A 21,087-nucleotide genomic window follows, 5' to 3' on the forward strand; every position below is an offset into this window, starting at 1 on the left:
TGATCGCGACGAATTTCGCAAGTGTGCTCCCGTGGCGGGGGAATCGCTTGCGTGAAGAAAACGGCCGGGATCGTCCCGCGCCGGCTCTGTACGAGCAAACAAGCTGGTCCGGTTTTTCCCGGGCTTTGGTTCAAAAGGTTCTGCCGGTTACGATGGCTTCAAGCGCAATCATGGAAAGGTCCGCATCAAACCGCGCCAATATGGCTGCGGGCGGTACCACCATGGCGCTCAAGCGGCGGCTGGCGGACATTCAATTATCCGGCACCCAGAATCAACCAGACCCACAGCAGCGGGCTTTTCCCCGCAAGCTGCGGCTGACGGCTGCCGGGGGGAAACGAAATAATGCCCAACAAAATGCTGATAGACGCCTCCCACCCGGAGGAAACACGAGTTGTCGTCGTTCGCGGTAACCGCATCGAAGAATTCGACTTTGAATCACAAGACAAGAAGCAGCTCAAAGGAAACATCTATCTCGCCCGCGTAACGCGCGTCGAACCCTCCCTTCAGGCAGCCTTTGTCGAATACGGCGGCAACCGCCACGGTTTCCTCGCCTTTAGTGAAATACACCCAGACTATTATCAGATCCCGGTCGCCGATCGTCAGGCCCTGTTGCGCGCCGAAGCGCAGGAGGCGGAAGACGAAGAGGACGAAGACGGCGACGGGGAAGACCGCCAGAGCCGTGATCGCGGCCGGCGCGGACGCCGCCGTGGCGGCAAGAGTCGTGAGCGCGCAGAGCACAAGCGCGACGCTGGCGAGGAAGCCATTTCGGAAGAGGCACATGCTGCTCCCGACAATGCGGACACGTCGTCCGATGCAACCGCGCATGGCGACGATAAGGCTGACCACGGCGAGCCAGAGACGTCCGAGGACGGAACCACATCCATCGCGGCGGCTGTCGACGCGGATGTGATCTCCGAAGCGGCGCCACACGCGGAAGCTAACAGCGAAGGCGCAACGGACGAGGCTGGATCCTCCGACAATGACCGTGGCATGCTGGAGGAGGTTCAGTCCTCGCATCCGGACGACCATGAGATCGAATCGGTCGGCGCCGAGGATGCACTGGAGGAAGTGCGAAACCGCCGCAAGCCGGTCCGCCGCCAGTACAAGATCCAGGAAGTGATCAAGCGCAGGCAGATCCTGCTCGTGCAAGTCGTCAAGGAAGAGCGCGGCAACAAGGGCGCCGCACTCACCACTTACCTGTCGCTTGCAGGCCGCTATTCGGTTCTGATGCCGAACACGGCGCGTGGTGGCGGCATTTCGCGCAAGATCACCAATGCACAGGATCGCAAGCGGCTTAAGGAAGTCGTGGCCGACCTCGAAGTGCCGCAGGGCATGGGCGTCATCCTGCGCACAGCCGGCGAAAGCCGGACCAAGGCAGAGATCAAGCGCGACTACGAATATCTGATGCGGCTTTGGGAGAATGTCAGGAACCTGACGCTGCAGTCCACCGCCCCTGCCCTCGTCTATGAGGAAGGCAGCCTGATCAAGCGCTCGGTGCGCGATCTCTACAACAAGGACATCGACGAGATTCTGGTCTCCGGCGACGAAGGATATCGCGAGGCCAAGGACTTCATGCGCATGCTGATGCCGAGCCACGCCAAGGTGGTTCAGCCGTTCCGCGACACGACGCCGATCTTCGTGCGCAATGGCATCGAGGCGCAGCTCGACCGCATGCTGCAGCCGCAGGTGACGCTGAAGAGCGGCGGCTACATCATCATCAACCAGACCGAAGCCCTGGTTGCCATCGACGTCAATTCGGGCCGTTCCACCAAGGAACACTCGATCGAGGACACAGCGCTCCACACCAATCTGGAAGCGGCCGAGGAAGTCGCTCGTCAGCTCCGGTTGCGCGACCTTGCCGGCCTGATCGTCATCGACTTCATCGACATGGAGGAGAACCGCAACAACCGCTCCGTCGAGAAGCGGTTGAAGGATCACCTCAAGAACGACCGTGCCCGCATCCAGGTCGGCCGTATCTCGCATTTCGGCCTGATGGAGATGTCGCGCCAGCGCATTCGCGCCAGCGTGCTGGAATCGACCATGAAGCCATGCCCGCATTGCGGGGGCACCGGCCATGTGCGGTCCGATTCGTCCGTGGCACTCATGGTGGTGCGGGCAATCGAGGAATTCCTGCTCAAGGATTCGCGCAGCCACATCACCGTGCGGACGCCGGCGGCGACCGCACTCTACGTTCTCAACCACAAGCGCGGCACGCTGGTGGAACTCGAAAGCCGCTTTGGCCTGACCATCACCATCGAGGCGGACGACAGCGTCAGTGCCCAGCACTATGCGATCTTCCGCGGCGCGCTGGCCGAAAAGCCCGAAGGCTTCGTCGAGGCGCGCAGCCTGCCGGCCTATGACGAGGCGGAGGAGCCCGAGGACGAGATCATCGTCGAAGAGGAGGACGAGGCTCCGGCGCAGGCCGAGCAGCCGCGTCACGCCCAGCAGCCGCAGCAGGCACAGCAGCCCAGGTCCGGCGAGGATGGCGAAGGCCGCGATCGCAAGCGTCGCAAGCGCCGCAGGCGTCGTGGCGGCAAGGATCGCGACCGCGAACATGGCGCACCAGTTGAAGGCGCATCCATCTCGGCACCCACGGATGGCGCCTCGGAATCCGCAAGCGATGAAAGCATCGAACAGGCATCGGACGATGAGGCACAGGTGGGCGTCACCGAAGCGGTGGAAGCTTCGGATGACGGCCAGGGCAAGAAGCGCCGGCGCGGAAAGCGCGGCGGCAAGCGCAATCGCCGTGAAGACGGCGAAGGCGAGACAAGCGATGCCGGCACCGGTGAAACCTCCGAGGCTTCGGAAGGCGATGTCCCTGTCGACGCCGTCTCTGAAGTCGAGGTCGCCGCAACCGAGGCGGTCGCCGTCATACCCGTCGAAGAGCCGGCGGCGCTAGCGCCGGCCAACGACGACGCGCCGGTTGCCGAGAAGCCGAAGAAGCCGCGTCGCGCCGCCAAGCCGAAGAAGGCCGCAACTGACGCCGTGGCGGAAGCGGCGCCTTTGACCGAGGCCGCGCCCGAAACGCCGGTCGTGGTGGCGGATTCCGTGGTTGAAGAAACGCCGGCAACGCCGGCCGAGGAGCCGGCTGCAAAAGCGCCGCGCGCGTCGCGCCGCAAGCCCGCGGCGGTTGATGCTCCGGTGGTGCCGGTGGTGTCGTCCACGGTTGACGAACAACCGGCCGAAAAGGCCGAAGAGAAGCCGAAGCGAGCCGGCTGGTGGCAACGGAAGGGCTTTTTCTAAGCCTTTCAATTCGTTACATTGATTTTCCGACAAAAAAATCCCGCGTCATCAAAGATGGCGCGGGATTTTTCATATTTGAACTCCCTGGATCGAGAGCTGACGCTACGGAGCGAAGATCGACCAGTTCATCATCTTGGCCAGTCTTTCCAGCGCGATCGACCCCAGCTTGGAATTGCCGTTGGCGTTGAGGCCCGGCGACCATACGGCGAGCGAAGCCACGCCGGGCACGATCCCCAATATGCCGCCACCGACGCCGCTCTTGCCGGGAATGCCGACGCGGAAGGCAAAATCGCCGGAACCATCATAGTGGCCGCAGGTCAGCATCATGGCGCCAATGCGCCGCGCACGTTCGGCCGATACAACCGAATGTCCTGTTGCAGGGTTCTTGCCACCATTGGCGAGAAACCGGCCGGCCATGGCCAGTTGCCGGCAGCTCATGGCTATGGCGCAATGGTGAAAATAGACACCCAGGGCAAGATCTGGCTCGTGGTGAAGATTGCCGAAGGATTTCATGTAGTTGGCGAGCGCGAAGTTGCGGTAGCCGGTGGCGCGTTCCGAGGCCGCGACCTCGCGGTCGATGATGATCGTCTCGTCATCGGCCAGGAACTGGATGAAGCGCAGGATCTCGCCGATCGCCTCGCGCGGTTGGTGACCCGCGAGCAGAATGTCCGAAATGACGATGGCGCCGGCATTGATGAAGGGGTTGCGGGGAATGCCGTTCTCATGCTCGAGCTGCACGATCGAATTGAACGGATTGCCCGACGGTTCGCGCCCCACCCGCTTCCACAACGCATCGCCGACATTGCCGAGCGCCAGTGTCAACGTGAAGACTTTCGAGATGCTCTGAATCGAGAAAGGCTGATCGGCATCGCCAGCCACGAACGAGCGACCGTCATTGGTGACGGCGGCAATGCCGAACTTCTTCGGATCGACCTTGCCGAGTTGGGGAATGTAGCTGGCGACTTCGCCGCGGTCGGTCCGCTCCGCCATTTCAGCAGCGACGTCGGCCAAGGCCTGTTCGAGTTCCGGCATGGCGCTACCTCAGCCAATTCTCTATGCGCGCCATAGCCGCTACCATGTCGTCGTGACTGCCGGCATAGGAGAAGCGCATGGTCCTATTTCCTTGCAGCGGATCGAAGTCGCGCCCGGGTGTCGCCGCGACATGCGCCTCGGCCAGCATTTTTCGGGCGAAGGCCATGCTGTCATTGGTATGCCTGGTGACGTCGCAGAAAGCGTAGAATGCGCCGTCCATTGGCGCTGCCAACACGAAGCCGAGTTCAGGCAGGCGCTTCATCAGCAGTTCGCGGTTCCACGCGTAGCGCGCCTTCACCGCCTCCAGCTGCGGCGTTGCCTTGAACGCCTCGATCGCCGCGATCTGCGACAACTCCGGCGGCGAGATGTAAAGGCTCTGGGCGATACGCTCGACCGGTCTTACCAGCTCTTCCGGCAGCACCATCCAGCCGATCCGCCAGCCGGTCATGCAGTAATATTTCGAGAAGGAGTTGATCACCGTCACGTCCGGACCATGGCCGAGCGCTGTCGTGTCGTGCGCGGCATAGGCGAGCCTATGGTAGATCTCGTCCGAGATCACGGCGATGCCAAGTTCATCCGCCGTCCTCACAAGCGCCGACAATTGGTCGGCGGGAATCACGGCTCCAGTCGGATTGGCCGGGCTGGCGAACAGGGCACCCTTCAACGGTTTTTCGTGATGCGCGGCCCGCAGATGATCGGCATGCAGATAGGCGGCGCCATCGAGTTCGACCTCGACCACTTCGATGCCGAGCGCGGCCATGATGTTGCGGTAGGCGGGATAACCGGGCGCTGCGATGGCGACGCGGTCGCCCGGATCAAACATGGCCAGGAATGCCAGGTTGAAGGCGGCTGATGATCCAGTGGTGACGGCGACCCGTCCGGGCGAGACATCAAGCCCGTAGTGGTCGCCATAGTGATCGGCGATGGCCTTGCGCAAAGCCGCGAGACCGAGCGTGTCGGTGTAGCCGATTCGGCCGTCCTCCAGCGCCTTAGCCGCTGCCGCGCGCACAGGTGCCGGCGCCGGGTCCGAAGGCTGGCCGACAGCCATCGATATGACCGGCACGCCCCTGGCCTTCAGCCGGTTGGCCTCGGCCAGGATATCCATGGCATGGAACGGCTCGACCTCGCCGCGGCGCGAAAGCGAAACAACCATTTGACCTCGTTTCCTTGCCGGCGAGCGAATCCGGAATCCGAATTAAGTTCGAGCACACATGAGCAGAATTGCGTGTGGGCGCCTCACTGGCGGCCCGTACCAAGTCAGGCAGCCATGCCGCACAAATGCCCGATTGATATGGGGATCACAAGTTCAGTAAGTTCTCGGCGCCGACTTTTCATCCTTCGCCCGCTCGTCTACCAGTGGACTTGTCATGTTGAGCCGACCCAAATCAGCGATCGTCAGAACAGCGCGCGTTTTCGCGACGCTGTCGCTTGCCGCCGCCGTCGCGGTGGCCGGCACGTTCAATGCCTTCGCGCAAAATGTCCCTGTTGTTCGCGATGCCGAGATCGAGGCGCTGGTGCGAGACTATGCGCGGCCGATCTTCAAGGCCGCAGGCCTTGGCAATGACGGCATCGATATCGTGCTGGTCAACGACAGGAGCTTCAACGCCTTTGTTACCGGGCGCCGCATGTTCATCAACACCGGTGCGCTGATGACGGCCGAGACACCAAACGAGATCATCGGCGTCATCGCCCATGAAGCAGGCCACATCGCCGGCGGTCACCAACAGAAGCTGCGCGAACAGCTCGAACGCGCCAAGACGATGGCCATCATCGCAACGCTGCTTGGTGCCGGCGCCATTGTCGCCGGCGCAACCACAAACAGCCGGGGTCTCGCCGGTGCGGGCGTGGGTGTGGCTGCCGGCGGAGGCGAAATGGCCCAGCGCAGCATCCTGGCCTATCAGCGAGGAGAAGAGGTCACGGCCGACCGTTCGGCGATCACCTACCTCAACGCCACCGGCCAATCCGGCATGGGCATGCTGAAGACATTTGCCCGCTTCCAGAGCGCTCTGTCGCTGTCGGGCACACAGATCGATCCATACCGGATCAGCCATCCGATGCCGCAGGAACGTATCGCCAATCTTGAAGTGCTGGTGAAGCAGAGCCCCAATGTCGACAAGGTAGACCCGCCCGCGCTGCAGCAGCGGCACGACATGATGCGCGTCAAGATCGCCGCCTATATGGAAGGCCAGGCCGCCCTGTCGCGGCTGGTGCGCAAGATGCCGGGCAGCCTCGCGGCGCAATATGGCGATGCACAGGCGGCCTACCTCTACGGCAATCTCGGTGCCGCGCTGACCAAGGCCAACGCCCTGATCAAGGCACAGCCGAAGAATCCCTATTTCCAGGAGCTGCGCGGCGACATCCTGATGAAAGCAAACAAGCCGAAGGATGCAGCGGAAGCCTACGCCAAGGCGGTCACTCTCGACCCGGCACGGTCCGGCCTGCTGCCCGTCTCCTACGGTCAGGCGCTTATGGCCATCGGCACGCCGGATTCCCTGAAGAAGGCGGTGGTCCAGATCAACAATGGCCTCGGGCGCGACAAGGAAAACGCCGACGGGTACCGATATCTGGCACAAGCCTATGGCGAGCTTGGCGACGTCAGCGCGGCGGAACTCGCGACAGCCGAAGGGCATTTCTATTCCGGCAACTACAAGGATGCTAAGATCTTCGCGATGCGGGCGCAGAAAACCCTCAAGCGCGGCGAGCCGGGCTGGCTCCGGGCGCAGGACATCGTAAACTATACGCCGCCAGGCAAAATCTAGTGAACCATCCGGCGATGCGCGACGACCAAGTGGACCGGAACAGGCAAAAGGATACAGGAACCATGAACAAGGCAGTTCTGTTGGGCACCACGGGAGCAGCAATAGCGCTTGCCATGCTTGCTTTCGGATTCGTGGCTGGAAATCCACAGATGGCAAGGGCCGGCACCACGCAGTCCGCCCAGGCGGCGTCGCCTGATACAAAGATCGATCGGGCCGAGGTCGAAGGCATCATCCGCGATTATCTCTTGAAGAACCCGGAAGTGCTTCTCGAGGTGCAGGACGCGCTCGAGGCCAAGCAGAAGGAAGAGCAGCGCATCGCTCATCTTGGGGTGATCAATAGCGCCAAGGACCAGATCTTCAATTCCAGCTTTGACGGCGTCGTCGGCAATCCCAATGGCAAGGTCACCATTGTCGAGTTCTATGACTACAATTGCGGCTTCTGCAAACGCGCCATCGACGATATGAAGGCCCTGACGAAGACCGATCCGGACCTGCGGTTCGTATTGAAGGAATTCCCGATTCTCGGCCCGGATTCACAGAAGGCAAGTGTCGTCTCGATGGCATTTCACCTCATGATGCCTGAGAAATACGGCGAGTTCCACAATGCGCTGCTGGGCGGCCAGGGTCGTGCCACCGAAGCTGCGGCCATCAAGGTCGCGCTGTCGCTCGGCGCCAACGAAGCCACGCTGCGCGAGAAGATGAAGGACCCGACGATCGCCGAGGCCATCAACAAGACCTATGACCTTGCCAACAAGCTGGCGATCACCGGAACCCCATCCTATGTGGTCGGCAACGAGGTCGTGTTCGGGGCGCTCGGACAGGAAGTGCTGGCGGAAAAGATCGAGGCGGCGAAAGCCGCACTCTGATTGGTTGGGGAATTTTTCCTCACGGCCACATTTCCGCCTGTTGTGGACAGTGAAAGAACGTACTTGCGCTCTTTTCGCAGGCGTCTATGCCCATTATAGAGGGTCCGGCGCGCCGGCTTGAGGCCGGCGCCGGGAAAGGTCGGCATTTTTTGAAAACGGTTTTCGTCCTGAATGGTCCCAACCTCAACGCGCTCGGCAAGCGCGAACCGGGAATCTATGGCGGAAAGACGCTTGCCGCCATTGCCGACGACTGCAAGGAAGCGGGTGCAACGCTTGGGCTCGAAATCGATTTCCGCCAGTCGAATCATGAGGGCGACCTCGTTGACTGGATCCAGGAAGCCGGAGACAAGGCGGCTGGCATCGTCATCAATCCAGGCGCCTACAGCCATACCTCTATCGCCATTCACGACGCCATCCGCGCCATCGCGCCGCTGCCTGTCGCTGAAGTCCATCTTTCCAACATCCACGCGCGGGAATCATTCCGCCACGTCTCCATGGTCGCGCCGGTTGCGGTCGGCATGATCTGTGGTTTCGGGCCGCTGGGCTATACGTTGGCGCTGCAAGCGCTGGCGGCACGCCTATGACCGGCCAACAAACAGAAGGCTCCAAAATGTCGATAAAGAAGACCGGTGTTGACCAGCAGCTGATCCGCGATCTGGCGGGCATCCTGAACGACACCAACCTCACCGAGATCGAGGTTGAACTGGGCGACCTCAAGGTGCGCGTATCGCGGCAGGCGCCAGCCGTCCATGCGATCGCGGCGCCGCAGGCGTCGTCCTATGCGCCGGCGCAGCCCGCTGCCGCTCAGGCACCGGCCCCGGCGGCGGTGGCCGACATTTCCAAGAACGCGGTCCCCTCGCCGATGGTCGGGACCGCCTATCTGGCGCCGTCGCCCGATGCCAAGCCGTTCATCGAGATCGGCCAGCAGGTGAAGGAAGGCCAGACGCTGCTGATCATCGAAGCGATGAAAACGATGAACCAGATTCCCTCGCCGCGCGCCGGGACGGTCAAGGCCATACTGTTCGAGGACGCACAGCCGGTCGAGTACGGCATGCCTCTCGTCGTGGTCGAGTAGAGCAGGCCGGATGTTTCAGAAAATCCTCATCGCCAATCGCGGCGAAATCGCTCTCAGGGTGCTGCGCGCCTGCAAGGAGCTCGGCATCCAGACCGTGGTGGTGCATTCGACGGCCGACGCCGACGCCATGCATGTAAGGCTTGCCGACGAAAGCGTTTGCATTGGGCCGCCGCCGTCACGCGACAGCTACCTGAACATTCACCAGATCGTCGCGGCTTGCGAGATTACCGGCGCCGACGCGGTGCATCCCGGCTACGGTTTCCTGTCGGAGAACGCGAAGTTCGCCGACATATTGGCCGCGCACAACATCACCTTCATCGGCCCGTCCGGCGATCATATCCGCATCATGGGTGACAAGATCGAGGCCAAGCGCACAGCCAAGCGTCTCGGCATCCCCGTGGTGCCGGGCTCCGATGGCGCCGTCACCGAGGAAAAGGAAGCCAGGCGCATTGCCGCCGAGATCGGCTATCCGGTGATCATCAAGGCCTCGGCCGGCGGTGGCGGACGCGGCATGAAGGTGGCGCATACCGAAGCCGACCTGGAGGTCGCGCTGCAGACAGCGCGCACGGAAGCGGGCGCGGCATTCGGCGACGACGCCGTATACATCGAGAAGTATCTCGAAAAACCGCGCCACATCGAAGTTCAGGTGTTTGGCGACGGTTTTGGCCAGGGCGTGCATTTCGGCGAGCGTGACTGTTCGCTGCAGCGCCGCCACCAGAAGGTCTGGGAAGAAGCGCCCTCGCCCGCGCTCAATGCAGAAGAACGCGCCCGTATCGGCGGCATCTGCGCCAAGGCCATTGCCGATCTCGGCTATTCGGGCGCCGGCACGATCGAATTCCTGTACGAGAACGGCGAGTTCTACTTCATCGAGATGAACACGCGCCTGCAGGTCGAGCATCCGGTGACGGAAGCCATCACCGGCATCGACCTCGTGCATGAACAGATCCGCGTCGCTTCAGGCGGCGGCCTGTCGGTGAAGCAGGAAGACATCAAGTTCAACGGCCACGCCATCGAATGCCGCATCAACGCGGAAGACCCGCGTACCTTCACGCCCTCACCCGGCACGATCACCCATTTCCACACGCCGGGAGGCCTGGGCATCCGCGTCGATTCCGGCGTCTATTCCGGCTACAAGATACCGCCCTACTACGACAGCCTTATCGGCAAGCTGATTGTGCACGGCCGCAACCGTGTCGAGTGCATGATGCGTCTGAGGCGGGCGCTGGATGAGTTCGTTGTCGACGGCATCAAGACGACTCTGCCGCTGTTTCGCGATCTCGTCGGCAATGCCGACATTGCCAATGGCGACTATGACATCCACTGGCTGGAAAAATACCTGGCCAAAGGCGAGTAGCGCGGGGACGCGATGACCCGCCCCTTCGCGCCCGGCTATCGCATCCCCACCGATCTTTTGCTGAAGGCCTACGCTTCCGGCGTCTTTCCGATGGCGGAAAGCGCCGGTGATCCAGAGGTGTTCTGGGTGCGGCCGGAGACGCGCGGGATCATCCCGCTGGATGGTTTTCACACGCCAAAGAGCCTGAAGAAAACCATCAAGAAAAATCCGTTCGACATCCGTTTCGATTTCGATTTCGAAGCCACGATCGATGGCTGTGCCGAACGGCGCGAGGAGCGCCGGTCGACCTGGATCAATGCGCCGATCCGCGAAGCCTATTTGCAGTTGCACCGCATGGGTCATTGCCATTCCGTCGAGGCCTGGCGCGAGGAGCGGCTGGTCGGCGGACTCTATGGCGTGTCGCTGGGGCGCGTGTTCTTTGGAGAAAGCATGTTCGCCAAGGAAACCGATGCTTCCAAGACCTGCCTGTTCTATCTCGTCGAACGGTTGAAAGCGCGTGGCTTCGCGCTGCTGGATACCCAGTTCACCACCGAGCACCTGAAGCGCTTCGGCGCCGTAGACGTGCCGCGCGGTAAGTATGAGAAGATGCTGGCCGAGGCATTAAAGGGTGAAGCCATCTTCTTTCCGTGAAGCCAAGCTGATCAGCCTTTCGCGACAGCCTTCAACGGCGTGTGCGAATGGAACATCATCTTCCAGCCGTTGACGCGGTGGACATAGCCGGTGCTGACCAGGGCCGCGTAGGGTTCGCCATTTTCGCGTATCGCATGCGCCTCGTAGGTCAGCATGACAATATCGCTGCCGGGCTCGACCATGCCCTTGAGCTCGATCTCGAGACTGCGCCAACGATTGGGTTTTACCACGGTTTCAGCCAGCTCAGCGTTGCTCATCGCTTGTGCCATTTCCGGGAAAGCGACAAGGCATTCCGTGTCCGCATTGGCGGCATAGAAGGCCGCATTGCCTGTCCAGAACCCTCTTTCGAGCTCAAGCAATTCCTTCTTGCTCGCGGTGATCGGCTTGCTGGCTGGCATCGCGGAATCCTCCATGCGCATCTTTGCGCGGTCCGCTAGCCAACGTCTGGCCGGCTTGGCGGTTCCGAAGGATCAGTTGGTGTTGGTGGTCTCGTCGCCGGTTGTGTCCGGGACAGAGGCGGGCTTTGGCTTGGAGGCGGCGGGCTTTGAGGCGGCGGGCTTGGAGCCACTGGTTTTGCCGGCGTCGGCCTTGGTGCCACCAGCTTTCGCCGCGTCAGGCGCCGGCACGTCCGACTTCTGTTTGCATTCCTTCAGCCAGATATCATAGACGGCGTGTTCGACAGCGTTGAGGCCGGGACTTTCGGCAAACATCCAGCCGGTAAAGATGCGGCGAATCTTCCGGTCGAGCGTGATCTCGTCGACTTCGACAAACGAATCCGTCTTCGGCTCTTCGGTTTGCGGCCGCGAATAGCAAACGCGCGGAGTGACCTGCAATGCCCCGAACTGCACCGTCTCGTCGATATAGACATCGAAGGTTATGATGCGACCGGTGATCTTGTCGATGCCTGCGAATTCGGCAACCGGATTGCTGATGCGATCGGAACCCGCAGGCGCGGCCTGCGTCGGGACGGCCGGCGCGGGTTCGGGAGAAGCAGCGAATGCCGTGCTGCAAGCGGCAACGGCGGCTGCCGCCGCCATCAGTCCACGCACAGAGATTCGGCCGAAAATGCTCATACAAGGATACCGGTGGTTGGCGCCCGGGTGATTCTCTCAATCAACGAGGCTAGTTGCCGCTGTCAGATGAGCAAGCAGCTAAACGCCAATTGTGGCGATAAAGGACCGAGCTTGTGATTACGAGCCGGGTGTCCAGGCGTCGTAGTCGCCGGTCACCTGCGGACGGTGCTGGTTGGTCAGCACGGAGCCCTTGGGGCGATAGGCGGCGGGGCTACCGGTCAGGTTCGGTTGATGCGGCTTCTGCCAATCGCGCGGCTTGTAGTCGTCGCTGGGCGGAGCGACATCGACGCGATGATGCATCCAACCGTGCCAGCCCGGCGGAATCATCGAGGCTTCCGAATAGTTGCGATAGATGACCCAGCGACGGGTACGGCCTTCCGAATCGATGCCGCCCTCGTAGTAAATATTACCGGCCTCGTCCTGCCCGACCCTTTTGCCATAGCGCCATGTATGCAAGCGCGTGCCTATGGTCTGGCTGTTCCACCAGGTGAAAAACTGCGTAAGGAAAGTCTTCATCTCGGAGTCCTCGCGCCACGGCGCCTGTCTCCTGCTTATGGCGTCAGGTCATCGCGAAGGCAAGGGTTTTGCCACGGCGACCGCGCAAATGGACCGCTGGAAAGCCAATGTACGATCGCATGCCTCGGCAGAGTAAGCTTGCCAAGCCAGCTTCCTGTTTCTAAAGCTCGGCGCGCCGAAAGCGGGCGCCCGCCATGGTTACTGGCCGAGGAGATTAAGAGTGGGCCCAGACGCATCCGACCTCGATCTCCGCATCAGCACCGATATGATTCGCGATCGCAAGGGTGGTGTGCCGATCGTCTGTCTGACCGCCTATACCTACCCTGTTGCCCGCCTGCTCGACGACCATGTCGACCTGCTCCTGGTCGGTGACAGCGTCGCGATGGTTCTGCATGGCCACCAGACGACACTGGGGGCCTCGGTTGAAATGATGATCGCCCATGGGCAGGCCGTCATGCGGGGCTCTGCAAAGGCGTGCGTCGTGGTCGACATGCCGGCCGGAAGCTATGAGGACTCCGCCACTCAAGCTGTCGCCTCCGCACGGCGTATTGTCGGCGAGACCGGCTGCCAGGCTGTGAAGCTCGAGGGGGGCGTCGGCATGGCCGCGCAGATAGCGGCAATTGTAGCCGAGGGCATCCCGGTCATGGGTCATATCGGCCTGCTGCCGCAATCGGTGGAGGCCGACGGCGGCTACAGGATCAAGGGGCGAACCGAGGAGAATGCGGCGGCGCTGTTTCGGGACGCGGCCGCGGTCGAAAAGGCCGGCGCTTTTTCGGTGGTCATCGAAGGCACGATCGAAGCCGTTGCCGCCGACCTCACACGAAATATCTCCATTCCGACGATCGGCATCGGCGCAAGCGGCGATTGCGACGGCCAGATCCTGGTGATCGACGACATGGTCGGCCTGACCGTCGATCGTGTGCCAAGATTCGTCAAGGAATACGCCAAGCTGCGCGATGTGATCTCGCAAGCCGCGTCGACCTATGCGGCGGAGGTGCGGAGCCGTGCTTTCCCGGGCCCGGACCACGTCTTTTCCGCAACGACTGGCAAGGAGCGGACATGAGCGGGCCGATCGTCGTCGACAGCGTTGCGGCTCTCCGCGCTCAAATCCGCGGCTGGCGGCGCGACGGACTCAGCGTTGCCATGGTGCCAACCATGGGTGCGCTGCATGACGGACACATCTCACTGGTGAGGATGGCGCTTGAGAAGGCCGACCGTTGCGTCGTCTCGATCTTCGTCAATCCGGCACAGTTCGCCCCCAGCGAGGACCTCGACAAGTATCCGCGCCAGCTTGCCGCTGATCTCGACCGCCTCGCGGAGGCGAACGCTCATCTGGCTTTCACACCAACGGTCGCGGCAATGTACCCTGCCGGCTTCGCCACCAGGATTTCGGTCGGCGGCCCCTCCCTCGGCCTCGAATCGGACTTCCGTCCGACGTTCTTCGAAGGTGTCGCAACCGTCGTGGCAAAACTGTTTTTGCAGGCGTCTCCCGACGTCGCGGTTTTCGGCGAAAAGGACTACCAGCAGCTTTGCGTTGTCAGGCAGCTTTGCCGCGACCTCGATCTGCCTGTCGAAATCATCGGTGCGCCGACCGTGCGTGATGCCCATGGTCTCGCCATGTCCTCGCGCAACGCCTATCTCAGCGAGACCGAGTTGAAGATCGCCCGCCAGTTCAACGTGATATTGCGCGAGACAGCGGCGGCTCTGGCAGCAGGAGCCGATGAAGCAACCGTGACCGGGGATGCCGTTTCAGCGCTTACTCAAGGCGGATTCGGAACGATCGACTATGTGCAGGCGCGCGAGAACCTTACACTCTCGCCTTGGCGAAACGACCATAGCGGCCGACTGCTTGCCGCCGCATGGCTGGGCAAGACCAGGCTGATCGACAATGTCGAGATTCCCTCCCGCTAGGCCAAAGGGGCAACGCTCAAACCACACGTCATTCCTCGGTCGGCATATGCAGATACATCGACTGGATGCCAACCCGGCCCGGACCGGTGAAGCGGTTAACTATGAAATTCATGTTGGCGCCGAAGAAGCCGCTGGATAGGCGGTCGATCTTGGTCTCCATCCTGACCGACGCATCCTTGAACAGCCAGCCACCGGGCTCGATGTCGATCGTTTCGCCGGCGGCAAGTGTCTTTTCGAAGACATTGCCATAGCCGTGCAGCCAGACAACGCCGTCGCCGGCATCGCCGCGAAAGCGATCGATGAAGAAGCCGCTCTGGCCAAACAGCATCGTCGCCATGCCCCGCACGCGCTCGAATGTGTATTCGACATTGCCGGTGGCGGCGAGAAACTGATGTTCGCGCACCTGAATCTCTTCACCGCGCTTGAGATGAATCGGCACGATATGGCCCGGTCCGTCGCGACTGAAGGCGATGATGCCCTGCCCCGACGCCTCGGTGACGAATATCTGCATACCGGCCATCATGCGCTTCAGCGCGCCTTTCAGCGATTTCAGGCCGATGGTGATGGTGGAGTTCTTCCAGAGCAGGATGTGATGCTCGAAATAGACGGACATGCGCGAAACATCGACCGAAAGAACAGGCACCAACTCGCCCGCAATATGGTAGGTGACGCCGCCAAAGGTTTCATCCGACGCCTGTGTCGGCAACAATTCTGGTAGGCTTGGCATGGTTCCCCCTCAACGCCGGCCCCGCGCAAACATCCAGTTGTTCTGGCATGCCCGCAGATCCCGGCGCCGTGAGCTTGGTGCCGGGACATCCTACCGTCAAACGAAAACGAACCCTTTGCCTTCCGCTCGCGCGAAGGTGATACACGCATAGGCCTGCTGGTGACGATCAGCCGGCAAGAGGCCGGCGGTAGACGAGCGTGGGCTTTCCCGTGGCGCCGGCGTGGTCACCGGCCTGGGCGGATCGCACGAAGCCGTTCGCTTCATAGAAGGCGATTGCGCGCGTGTTCTGCTCCTCCACCTCCAGGCTGACGGCATGGGCTTCGGGGAAACTTTCGATGACCTCGTCGAGGAGCATTCCACCAATGCCCCGGCCCTGGAGGCTGGGAAGCACGTAGAGCTGTTTCAGGGTAACCAGTTTGCCGCCTTCGACGCTTTCGGCGAAAGCCACGCCGCCAATGCGCTTGCCGTCATCGGCTACGAGGAACTCGCTGTTCGGTCGCGTCAGCCTCGTCTTCAGGGAAGCGATCGAGTGCCACTTGTCCGTGATTTCAGTGACACGCTCGGCGCCGTATATTGCGTCATAGGTCGCATGCCAGGTTTCGACCAGCAACGCCCGGATGGCGGCGAGGTCGCGATCCCCGGCGGTGCGGACGAACATGCCTACTCGATGCCCAGCTTGGCCTTGACGATGTCGTTGACGGCCTGCGGATTGGCCTTGCCACCAGTTGCCTTCATCACCTGGCCGACGAACCAGCCAGCCATGGTCGGCTTGGCGCGCGCCTGTTCGACCTTGTCGGGATTCGCCGCAATCACGTCATCGACAGCCTTTTCGATGGCGCCGGTGTCAGTGACCTGCTTCATCCCCAGGCTTTCGACCAACTGGCGCGGATCGCCGCCCTTGGTCCAGACGATCTCGAACAAATCCTTGGCGATCTTGCCCGAGATCGTGCCATCCTTGATCAGGTCGATGATAGCGCCAAGTTGATCGGGCGAAACCGGAGCGTTCTCAATGTCCTTGCCGGCCTTTTTGAGCTGCCCGAGCAGATCGTTGATGACCCAGTTGGCGGCGAGCTTGCCGTCGCGTCCGGCGGCGACCTTTTCGAAATAATCGGCGATCGCCTTTTCCGAAACCAGGATAGAAGCGTCGTAGACCGAAAGGCCAAGCGAGGAGATCAGCCGCGCCTTCTTGTCATCCGGCAGTTCCGTCAGGTCTTTTGCGAGTGCGTCCACATAGGCCTGGTCGAATTCAAGCGGCAACAGGTCGGGGTCGGGGAAGTAACGGTAGTCGTGGGCCTCCTCCTTGGAGCGCATCGACCGCGTCTCGCCCTTCACGGCGTCGAACAGGCGTGTTTCCTGATCGATCTTGCCGCCATCCTCCAGAATCGCGATCTGACGTCGCGCCTCGTATTCGATGGCCTGGCCGATGAAGCGGATCGAGTTGACGTTCTTGATCTCGCAGCGAGTGCCGAACTCGCCGCCGGGACGGCGCACGGAGACGTTGACGTCGGCGCGCATCGAGCCCTCGTCCATGTTGCCGTCGCACGTGCCGAGATAGCGCACGATGGTGCGCAGCTTGGTGACATAGGCCTTGGCTTCGTCGGCCGAGCGCATATCCGGCTTGGAGACGATCTCCATCAGCGCCACGCCGGAGCGGTTGAGGTCGACATAGGACATGGTCGGATGCTGGTCGTGCATCGACTTGCCGGCATCCTGTTCCAGGTGCAGGCGCTCGATGCCGACCTCGATGTCCTCGAACTCGCCCTGGCGATCGGGGCCTACCGAAATGATCACCTTGCCCTCGCCGACGATCGGCTGCTTGAACTGCGAGATCTGATAGCCCTGCGGCAGATCGGGATAGAAATAGTTCTTCCGGTCGAAGACGGATTTGTGGTTGATCTGTGCCTTCAGTCCCAGGCCGGTACGGATCGCCTGTTTGACGCACTCCTCGTTGATGACCGGCAACATGCCCGGCATCGCCGCATCGACAAGGCTGACATTGGCGTTGGGTGCCGCGCCGAACGCCGTCGAGGCGCCCGAGAACAGTTTCGCTTGCGAGGTCACCTGAGCATGGACCTCGAGACCGATAATGATCTCCCAGTCGCCGGTGGCGCCGGGGATCAGGCGTTTTGCGTCGGGCGTGCGGGTGTCTATGAGTGTCATGGTAGCCTGCGAATTACGGTGACCGAACTCACGCTTGAGCGTGGGTTTCACGTCTGAAGTGAAACTCATTCGCTAGTGCAAACCGCCAAAAGAGACAAGCGCAAAGCCACGGGCTGGCCTTTTGCAGCGTGTTTGCCTATAGGACGCTCGTTCCAATGGAGAGTGGATGTCCACTTACGCTCAGTCCCGGTAAGGCCCTGACCTCCTGGTGAGGCAGGGCAGAAGACCTGAAACCCCGTGCCGCGATGCTTCGCGGCGGCGGCTTTTTTGTTTTCCCGGAAACGCTCAGATGGATATTTCACGAACTGAACAGCGCGTCCTGCACCTGCTCGCGCAGGGCGGTCGCATTGAAATCGAAAAGAACGACAAGAAACGGATAGCCTCCGTCAAATGCCTTACCCGCGACGGATGGCACTATACGGGCGTCGATCTCGAACTGTTTCGAAAGCTGAAACGCAAGAAGGCGATTTCGTCGTCGGATGGCGGTCCCTACGGCGTCACCAAGTGCGGGCTCGAACTCGTCCGTTCCGAACTCGACAACAGGTAAGGGCAAAGCTTCGCCGGCCGGCAATGCCGGTCGGCGGTTTTCTTTCAGATCAAGCCGTGGCGATGTAGGCCCTGATTTCGTTGGCCTCGCGCTCCACATCGTCGATCCGCCGCTTGACCACGTCGCCGATGGATATGATGCCGTCGAGCAGGCCGTCCTTTTCCACCGGCAGATGGCGGAAACGGCCTCTGGTCATGATCTCCATGACTTCGTTGACCGTATGATTTTCGTTGCAGATCTTCACCTTCGGCGTCATCGCCGAACGCACCGCGATGTCGAGCGCGGCGGCTCCTTCCTTTGCGATCACCCGCACGATGTCGCGTTCGGAGAGAATGCCGACGATCTTGCGGTCGCCATTGGTGATGACCAGCGCACCGATCCTGTGCTCCGTCAGGAGGCGAATAGCCTCGCTAAGTTTTTCGTTCGGCCCGAGCGTCAGTACGTCGTGGCCCTTGCTCTCGAGAATTGCCTTAACCGTCATGGCGACCTCCTCCTGCTTGCCGGTTCCTGCCCTGACCGGCTTCACTTAACGGTGAACATCGTGCGCCGCGATCGGTTGCATTTCAAGTGCGGTGGTCGGTGGCCATCCACTCGGGGTGCTGCCATCGCCGATCGAACCAGCGCAGGCCGAAGAAGCCGGCGACAAAGCCGCCGACATGCGCTTCCCAGGCAATCTGGCCATCAAAGCCGAAGGCGAAGCCGAACAGGCCGGTGGCGAGGTTGATCACCATCCACGCGACGATAAAGATTGTGACGCCGCGCAGCCGCAGGATGATCGAGATCGGCAGCACGGGTCCGGCAAAGGCGGTCTTTCCAGACGAACGTTCGGTACGCAGGCCAAACCGAGTGGCGGCGCCCATCATGCCGGAAATCGCTCCGGAGGCGCCGACCAGCGGCGTTTCTCCGAATGGATGAATTGCCCAGAACAGGACAACGGAGGCCAATCCGGTCAGCGCGAAGAAGAGCGCGAACCAGAATGTGCCCAGTCGGTTTGCCAGCGGCGAACCGAAAGCGGCCAGCATGACCATATTGATAACAATATGGGGCACGCTGCCATGCAGGAATGCATAGGTAAACGGTCGGGAAAGCAGGGACCAGTCGAAGCCGTATTTGCCGGTGTAGAGGACGGGAATGAATGACCCGTAGTCAAGCAAGATGTACTGCTGGGTTTGTGTCAGGACGTATTCCTGCAACAGATAGATGGCCACGCAGATAAGGATCACCGCCAGCACGACAGGAGGCAGATTGAACACCGGTTCCCGACGCGGCTCTGCCTCGTGTTGCGTTTGTTCGATTTCCGAAGGGCTATCCGGTTCACTCATGCGTCACTGCACTCGGTCCAGGGTTCAGTTTCACGGTCATCCCTGCCGCTTACCCATAAATGGTAGGCAACGCCAGCCGCCAATGCCCGCACTTACCTTCATCGCCGGTCCAGGCCGACCGGCACCACGACTTCGCGGGCCGCATTCTATCTCCGCGCGGGCAGAGCCCGATCACGCCCTTGCGAGTCTGGGCTATGACAGATGGAGCCTTGGCTTGACCGCCGCGGGGACGGCCCCCTCATGCTAGCACTTGTGGAAATAGCGATATGTGTCCGGTGCGCCCATCCACTTGAAGTCTGGCGTGAGCCCACCTCGCGCATTGATCCAACCCTGAATATCGGACGCATAGGAATGCCAGAGCACAGCCGTCATGTCCGGCCGATGCGCGGTATGGAACCCAAATCGCGCTGCCGGCATGACGCATATGTGGTCACGCGGAATGTACCCAAGCAAGACCGTGCACGCCGACTGGCAAGCGCCGACGATCCGCACTTTGACGCCACGTGCCGCCAGGCCTTTCCAGCGCTGGCTGTAGGCGGCAACGCTGCCACCATGATTGTCGGACACGTCTATCGTCTCAGCCGCGGCCACCGACGCAACGAGCATGGTAAACATCAAGAACAGCCCTGTGATCACCTTTTTCATGATGCACCTCGACATGGTTGGAAACCCATCCGGATGGTTTCATAGTCTGCCGATTTTCGGGTTTTACAATGACGATCGCAGCCGCCGGATAGGCCGTTTCATCATCGTGTCGTGACGTATCTCGATGTGATTCTGGGCCATGCACGAGTTCGCCGCCAGTAAAGCCACAATAGAGAATCACACACGAATCGAATCGCGGAGCCCGAATCAAAAAGAAGCCGTCCAAGGTTTCCCTTGAACGGCTTGTCGAGCCCCCTGCTCCCCTAAAACTCTTAACCGAAGTGCTGCCGATCGTCGCAAAACGACCGCTTCTGGAGTGATTTTGGTATGCCATAGGCCTGTCGCGAGCACAACGTAAACCACTTGTTAACCTTAACGGCCCCGACCCGTGAACAAGTGTTAACGACGCTGGCACGCTTCCTGCTCCGCAACGCATGTAAGTCATCGGAGGGCGCCCTTCTGTTCACCGATGGGACATCAGACGACAGATTGCGCGGAGCAGCATACCATGAACCAGAACGGATCGATCACGCTGTTCCATTATTGGAACCGCCTGCGTGACGGACGCCCTGCGCCGAAGCGCTCTGAAATCGAGCCCTCCGATATCAAGTCGCTGCTGGCCGATACATTCATCCTGGAAAAGGATACCCGTGGCGAAGCCGTCTTCCGGCTGGCCGGCACGCGGCTGTGCGCCACCTATGGCCGTGAACTCAAGGGCTTCTCCTTTCCTTCGCTTTGGCGCGAGAAGGACCAGCGGCTTGTCTCAAAGCTCATCCATGGCGTTTTCGATCAGAAATCCGTGGTGCTGATCACCTATGAAGGTTTCAGCCGCAATGGCCGCACCAACAAGTTCGAACTGCTTGTGCTGCCGCTTGACGGCGGCATCGAAAATCCACGTTGCCTGGGCGCGATAACAGCGGTCGAGAAACCGTTCTGGCTGGGCGCGGATCCGATCACCGACGTGTTGATTGATTCCATTCGCGTCGTTGATCCGGAAAAGGAACCGATGTTCCTGAAAAACCGGCCCGCGATCGACGTTCCGTCGCTTGTTCCATCGGAACTCGATGCACCGGAAACGATCTCGGCACTCGGTCGGGCGCGACGTATCCGCCACCTTGTGGTGTTCGACGGCGGACGCGAGGAATAAGCCGGAATACACCAAGCTGGAAGGTCCGGCTTTTCCCTTTGTTAACCTGCGCTGCTGTATTTTTTCCGCTGAAATTCCCA

At 61.2% G+C, this 21,087-nt stretch carries 22 protein-coding genes; 11 read left to right on the plus strand and 11 right to left on the minus strand.

Annotation, left to right across the window (positions count from 1 at the left end):
• Positions 1-342 precede the first annotated feature (342 nt).
• Positions 343-3,243: an Rne/Rng family ribonuclease gene (locus ACO07C_RS05740; protein ID WP_421913239.1), complete on the plus strand. Its 2,901-nt coding sequence runs from the start codon at positions 343-345 to the stop codon at positions 3,241-3,243.
• Between the two features lie 102 nt (positions 3,244-3,345).
• Here the strand turns inward: ACO07C_RS05740 and ACO07C_RS05745 are convergent, their stop codons facing one another.
• On the minus strand, positions 3,346-4,275 hold the full coding sequence (locus tag ACO07C_RS05745) for a glutaminase (RefSeq protein WP_421913240.1): 930 nt from the start codon (positions 4,273-4,275) through the stop codon (positions 3,346-3,348).
• Between the two features lie 4 nt (positions 4,276-4,279).
• Positions 4,280-5,428, minus strand: a complete 1,149-nt coding sequence (locus ACO07C_RS05750) for a pyridoxal phosphate-dependent aminotransferase (protein ID WP_421913241.1) — start codon at positions 5,426-5,428, stop codon at positions 4,280-4,282.
• Positions 5,429-5,642: 214 nt separating this feature from the next.
• Between ACO07C_RS05750 and ACO07C_RS05755 the strand changes: the two genes are divergently transcribed.
• From ACO07C_RS05755 to aat, 6 genes are all read left to right on the plus strand, one after another.
• A complete protein-coding gene (locus tag ACO07C_RS05755) occupies positions 5,643-7,034 on the plus strand; it encodes a M48 family metalloprotease (RefSeq protein ID WP_421913242.1) in 1,392 nt (463 codons plus the stop codon).
• Between the two features lie 62 nt (positions 7,035-7,096).
• Positions 7,097-7,900 (plus strand): DsbA family protein, encoded by an 804-nt coding sequence (locus ACO07C_RS05760; RefSeq protein WP_421913243.1) that lies wholly within the window; start codon positions 7,097-7,099, stop codon positions 7,898-7,900.
• 149 nt (positions 7,901-8,049) lie between these two features.
• Complete coding sequence (gene aroQ, locus ACO07C_RS05765; RefSeq protein ID WP_227347763.1) at positions 8,050-8,484, plus strand: type II 3-dehydroquinate dehydratase; 435 nt, start codon at positions 8,050-8,052, stop codon at positions 8,482-8,484.
• A gap of 26 nt (positions 8,485-8,510) precedes the next feature.
• Positions 8,511-8,975, plus strand: a complete 465-nt coding sequence (gene accB / locus ACO07C_RS05770) for an acetyl-CoA carboxylase biotin carboxyl carrier protein (protein ID WP_421913244.1) — start codon at positions 8,511-8,513, stop codon at positions 8,973-8,975.
• Between the two features lie 10 nt (positions 8,976-8,985).
• The gene (gene accC / locus ACO07C_RS05775) at positions 8,986-10,329 is read left to right on the plus strand and encodes an acetyl-CoA carboxylase biotin carboxylase subunit (protein ID WP_421913245.1); all 1,344 of its coding nucleotides are present in this window, start codon (positions 8,986-8,988) and stop codon (positions 10,327-10,329) included.
• Between the two features lie 12 nt (positions 10,330-10,341).
• Entirely contained in the window at positions 10,342-10,959 is a 618-nt protein-coding gene (gene aat / locus ACO07C_RS05780; protein ID WP_421913246.1) for a leucyl/phenylalanyl-tRNA--protein transferase, read from the plus strand.
• 11 nt (positions 10,960-10,970) lie between these two features.
• On the opposite strand, the gene ACO07C_RS05785 is transcribed toward aat, so the two are convergent.
• From ACO07C_RS05785 to ACO07C_RS05795, 3 genes are all read right to left on the minus strand, one after another.
• A complete protein-coding gene (locus tag ACO07C_RS05785; protein WP_421913247.1) occupies positions 10,971-11,357 on the minus strand; it encodes a hypothetical protein in 387 nt (128 codons plus the stop codon).
• Positions 11,358-11,429: 72 nt separating this feature from the next.
• Entirely contained in the window at positions 11,430-12,032 is a 603-nt protein-coding gene (locus ACO07C_RS05790; RefSeq protein ID WP_421913248.1) for a DUF2155 domain-containing protein, read from the minus strand.
• 117 nt (positions 12,033-12,149) lie between these two features.
• Positions 12,150-12,548, minus strand: a complete 399-nt coding sequence (locus ACO07C_RS05795) for an NADH:ubiquinone oxidoreductase subunit NDUFA12 (protein WP_421913249.1) — start codon at positions 12,546-12,548, stop codon at positions 12,150-12,152.
• A gap of 265 nt (positions 12,549-12,813) precedes the next feature.
• Here ACO07C_RS05795 and panB point away from each other — a divergent pair, with 265 nt between their 5' ends.
• Together panB and panC are read left to right on the plus strand one after the other, a co-directional pair.
• Positions 12,814-13,611: a 3-methyl-2-oxobutanoate hydroxymethyltransferase gene (panB, locus tag ACO07C_RS05800; RefSeq protein WP_421917443.1), complete on the plus strand. Its 798-nt coding sequence runs from the start codon at positions 12,814-12,816 to the stop codon at positions 13,609-13,611.
• Positions 13,608-14,459 carry a pantoate--beta-alanine ligase gene (gene panC, locus ACO07C_RS05805; protein ID WP_421913250.1) on the plus strand — a complete coding sequence of 284 codons (852 nt, stop codon included), beginning with the start codon at positions 13,608-13,610 and terminating at the stop codon, positions 14,457-14,459. Before panB ends, panC begins: the two co-directional genes overlap by 4 nt.
• Positions 14,460-14,487: 28 nt before the next feature.
• On the opposite strand, the gene ACO07C_RS05810 is transcribed toward panC, so the two are convergent.
• The 3 genes from ACO07C_RS05810 to gatB all read right to left on the minus strand — a co-directional run bounded on the left by ACO07C_RS05810 (position 14,488) and on the right by gatB (position 17,346).
• Complete coding sequence (locus ACO07C_RS05810; RefSeq protein WP_421913251.1) at positions 14,488-15,186, minus strand: AIM24 family protein; 699 nt, start codon at positions 15,184-15,186, stop codon at positions 14,488-14,490.
• Between the two features lie 166 nt (positions 15,187-15,352).
• Positions 15,353-15,844: a GNAT family N-acetyltransferase gene (locus tag ACO07C_RS05815; protein WP_421913252.1), complete on the minus strand. Its 492-nt coding sequence runs from the start codon at positions 15,842-15,844 to the stop codon at positions 15,353-15,355.
• A 2-nt stretch (positions 15,845-15,846) separates the two neighbouring features.
• Complete coding sequence (gene gatB, locus ACO07C_RS05820) at positions 15,847-17,346, minus strand: Asp-tRNA(Asn)/Glu-tRNA(Gln) amidotransferase subunit GatB (protein ID WP_421913253.1); 1,500 nt, start codon at positions 17,344-17,346, stop codon at positions 15,847-15,849.
• A 289-nt stretch (positions 17,347-17,635) separates the two neighbouring features.
• Here gatB and ACO07C_RS05825 point away from each other — a divergent pair, with 289 nt between their 5' ends.
• Complete coding sequence (locus tag ACO07C_RS05825) at positions 17,636-17,893, plus strand: YjhX family toxin (RefSeq protein ID WP_421913254.1); 258 nt, start codon at positions 17,636-17,638, stop codon at positions 17,891-17,893.
• Positions 17,894-17,942: 49 nt separating this feature from the next.
• Here the strand turns inward: ACO07C_RS05825 and ACO07C_RS05830 are convergent, their stop codons facing one another.
• The 3 genes from ACO07C_RS05830 to ACO07C_RS05840 all read right to left on the minus strand — a co-directional run bounded on the left by ACO07C_RS05830 (position 17,943) and on the right by ACO07C_RS05840 (position 19,860).
• Positions 17,943-18,374, minus strand: a complete 432-nt coding sequence (locus tag ACO07C_RS05830) for a CBS domain-containing protein (RefSeq protein WP_421913255.1) — start codon at positions 18,372-18,374, stop codon at positions 17,943-17,945.
• A gap of 82 nt (positions 18,375-18,456) precedes the next feature.
• Positions 18,457-19,215 carry a rhomboid family intramembrane serine protease gene (locus ACO07C_RS05835; RefSeq protein WP_421913256.1) on the minus strand — a complete coding sequence of 253 codons (759 nt, stop codon included), beginning with the start codon at positions 19,213-19,215 and terminating at the stop codon, positions 18,457-18,459.
• A gap of 243 nt (positions 19,216-19,458) precedes the next feature.
• On the minus strand, positions 19,459-19,860 hold the full coding sequence (locus tag ACO07C_RS05840) for a hypothetical protein (RefSeq protein WP_421913257.1): 402 nt from the start codon (positions 19,858-19,860) through the stop codon (positions 19,459-19,461).
• A 508-nt stretch (positions 19,861-20,368) separates the two neighbouring features.
• Here ACO07C_RS05840 and ACO07C_RS05845 point away from each other — a divergent pair.
• Positions 20,369-21,007, plus strand: a complete 639-nt coding sequence (locus ACO07C_RS05845) for a PAS domain-containing protein (protein ID WP_421913258.1) — start codon at positions 20,369-20,371, stop codon at positions 21,005-21,007.
• Positions 21,008-21,087 lie beyond the last annotated feature (80 nt).

Origin of the sequence: Mesorhizobium sp., assembly GCF_965229135.1 — a bacterium.
Taxonomy (GTDB): domain Bacteria; phylum Pseudomonadota; class Alphaproteobacteria; order Rhizobiales; family Rhizobiaceae; genus Mesorhizobium.

Bases quoted from the DNA above. Each gene is read 5' to 3' on its own strand.
- ACO07C_RS05740 (WP_421913239.1), top strand. From the start codon at position 343: ATGCCCAACAAAATGCTGATAGACGCCTCCCACCCGGAGGAAACACGA.
- ACO07C_RS05745 (WP_421913240.1), bottom strand. From the start codon at position 4,275: ATGCCGGAACTCGAACAGGCCTTGGCCGACGTCGCTGCTGAAATGGCG.
- ACO07C_RS05750 (WP_421913241.1), bottom strand. From the start codon at position 5,428: ATGGTTGTTTCGCTTTCGCGCCGCGGCGAGGTCGAGCCGTTCCATGCC.
- ACO07C_RS05755 (WP_421913242.1), top strand. From the start codon at position 5,643: ATGTTGAGCCGACCCAAATCAGCGATCGTCAGAACAGCGCGCGTTTTC.
- ACO07C_RS05760 (WP_421913243.1), top strand. From the start codon at position 7,097: ATGAACAAGGCAGTTCTGTTGGGCACCACGGGAGCAGCAATAGCGCTT.
- accB (WP_421913244.1), top strand. From the start codon at position 8,511: ATGTCGATAAAGAAGACCGGTGTTGACCAGCAGCTGATCCGCGATCTG.
- accC (WP_421913245.1), top strand. From the start codon at position 8,986: ATGTTTCAGAAAATCCTCATCGCCAATCGCGGCGAAATCGCTCTCAGG.
- aat (WP_421913246.1), top strand. From the start codon at position 10,342: ATGACCCGCCCCTTCGCGCCCGGCTATCGCATCCCCACCGATCTTTTG.
- ACO07C_RS05785 (WP_421913247.1), bottom strand. From the start codon at position 11,357: ATGCCAGCCAGCAAGCCGATCACCGCGAGCAAGAAGGAATTGCTTGAG.
- ACO07C_RS05790 (WP_421913248.1), bottom strand. From the start codon at position 12,032: ATGAGCATTTTCGGCCGAATCTCTGTGCGTGGACTGATGGCGGCGGCA.
- ACO07C_RS05795 (WP_421913249.1), bottom strand. From the start codon at position 12,548: ATGAAGACTTTCCTTACGCAGTTTTTCACCTGGTGGAACAGCCAGACC.
- panB (WP_421917443.1), top strand. From the start codon at position 12,814: ATGATTCGCGATCGCAAGGGTGGTGTGCCGATCGTCTGTCTGACCGCC.
- panC (WP_421913250.1), top strand. From the start codon at position 13,608: ATGAGCGGGCCGATCGTCGTCGACAGCGTTGCGGCTCTCCGCGCTCAA.
- ACO07C_RS05810 (WP_421913251.1), bottom strand. From the start codon at position 15,186: ATGCCAAGCCTACCAGAATTGTTGCCGACACAGGCGTCGGATGAAACC.
- ACO07C_RS05815 (WP_421913252.1), bottom strand. From the start codon at position 15,844: ATGTTCGTCCGCACCGCCGGGGATCGCGACCTCGCCGCCATCCGGGCG.
- gatB (WP_421913253.1), bottom strand. From the start codon at position 17,346: ATGACACTCATAGACACCCGCACGCCCGACGCAAAACGCCTGATCCCC.
- ACO07C_RS05825 (WP_421913254.1), top strand. From the start codon at position 17,636: ATGGATATTTCACGAACTGAACAGCGCGTCCTGCACCTGCTCGCGCAG.
- ACO07C_RS05830 (WP_421913255.1), bottom strand. From the start codon at position 18,374: ATGACGGTTAAGGCAATTCTCGAGAGCAAGGGCCACGACGTACTGACG.
- ACO07C_RS05835 (WP_421913256.1), bottom strand. From the start codon at position 19,215: ATGAGTGAACCGGATAGCCCTTCGGAAATCGAACAAACGCAACACGAG.
- ACO07C_RS05840 (WP_421913257.1), bottom strand. From the start codon at position 19,860: ATGAAAAAGGTGATCACAGGGCTGTTCTTGATGTTTACCATGCTCGTT.
- ACO07C_RS05845 (WP_421913258.1), top strand. From the start codon at position 20,369: ATGAACCAGAACGGATCGATCACGCTGTTCCATTATTGGAACCGCCTG.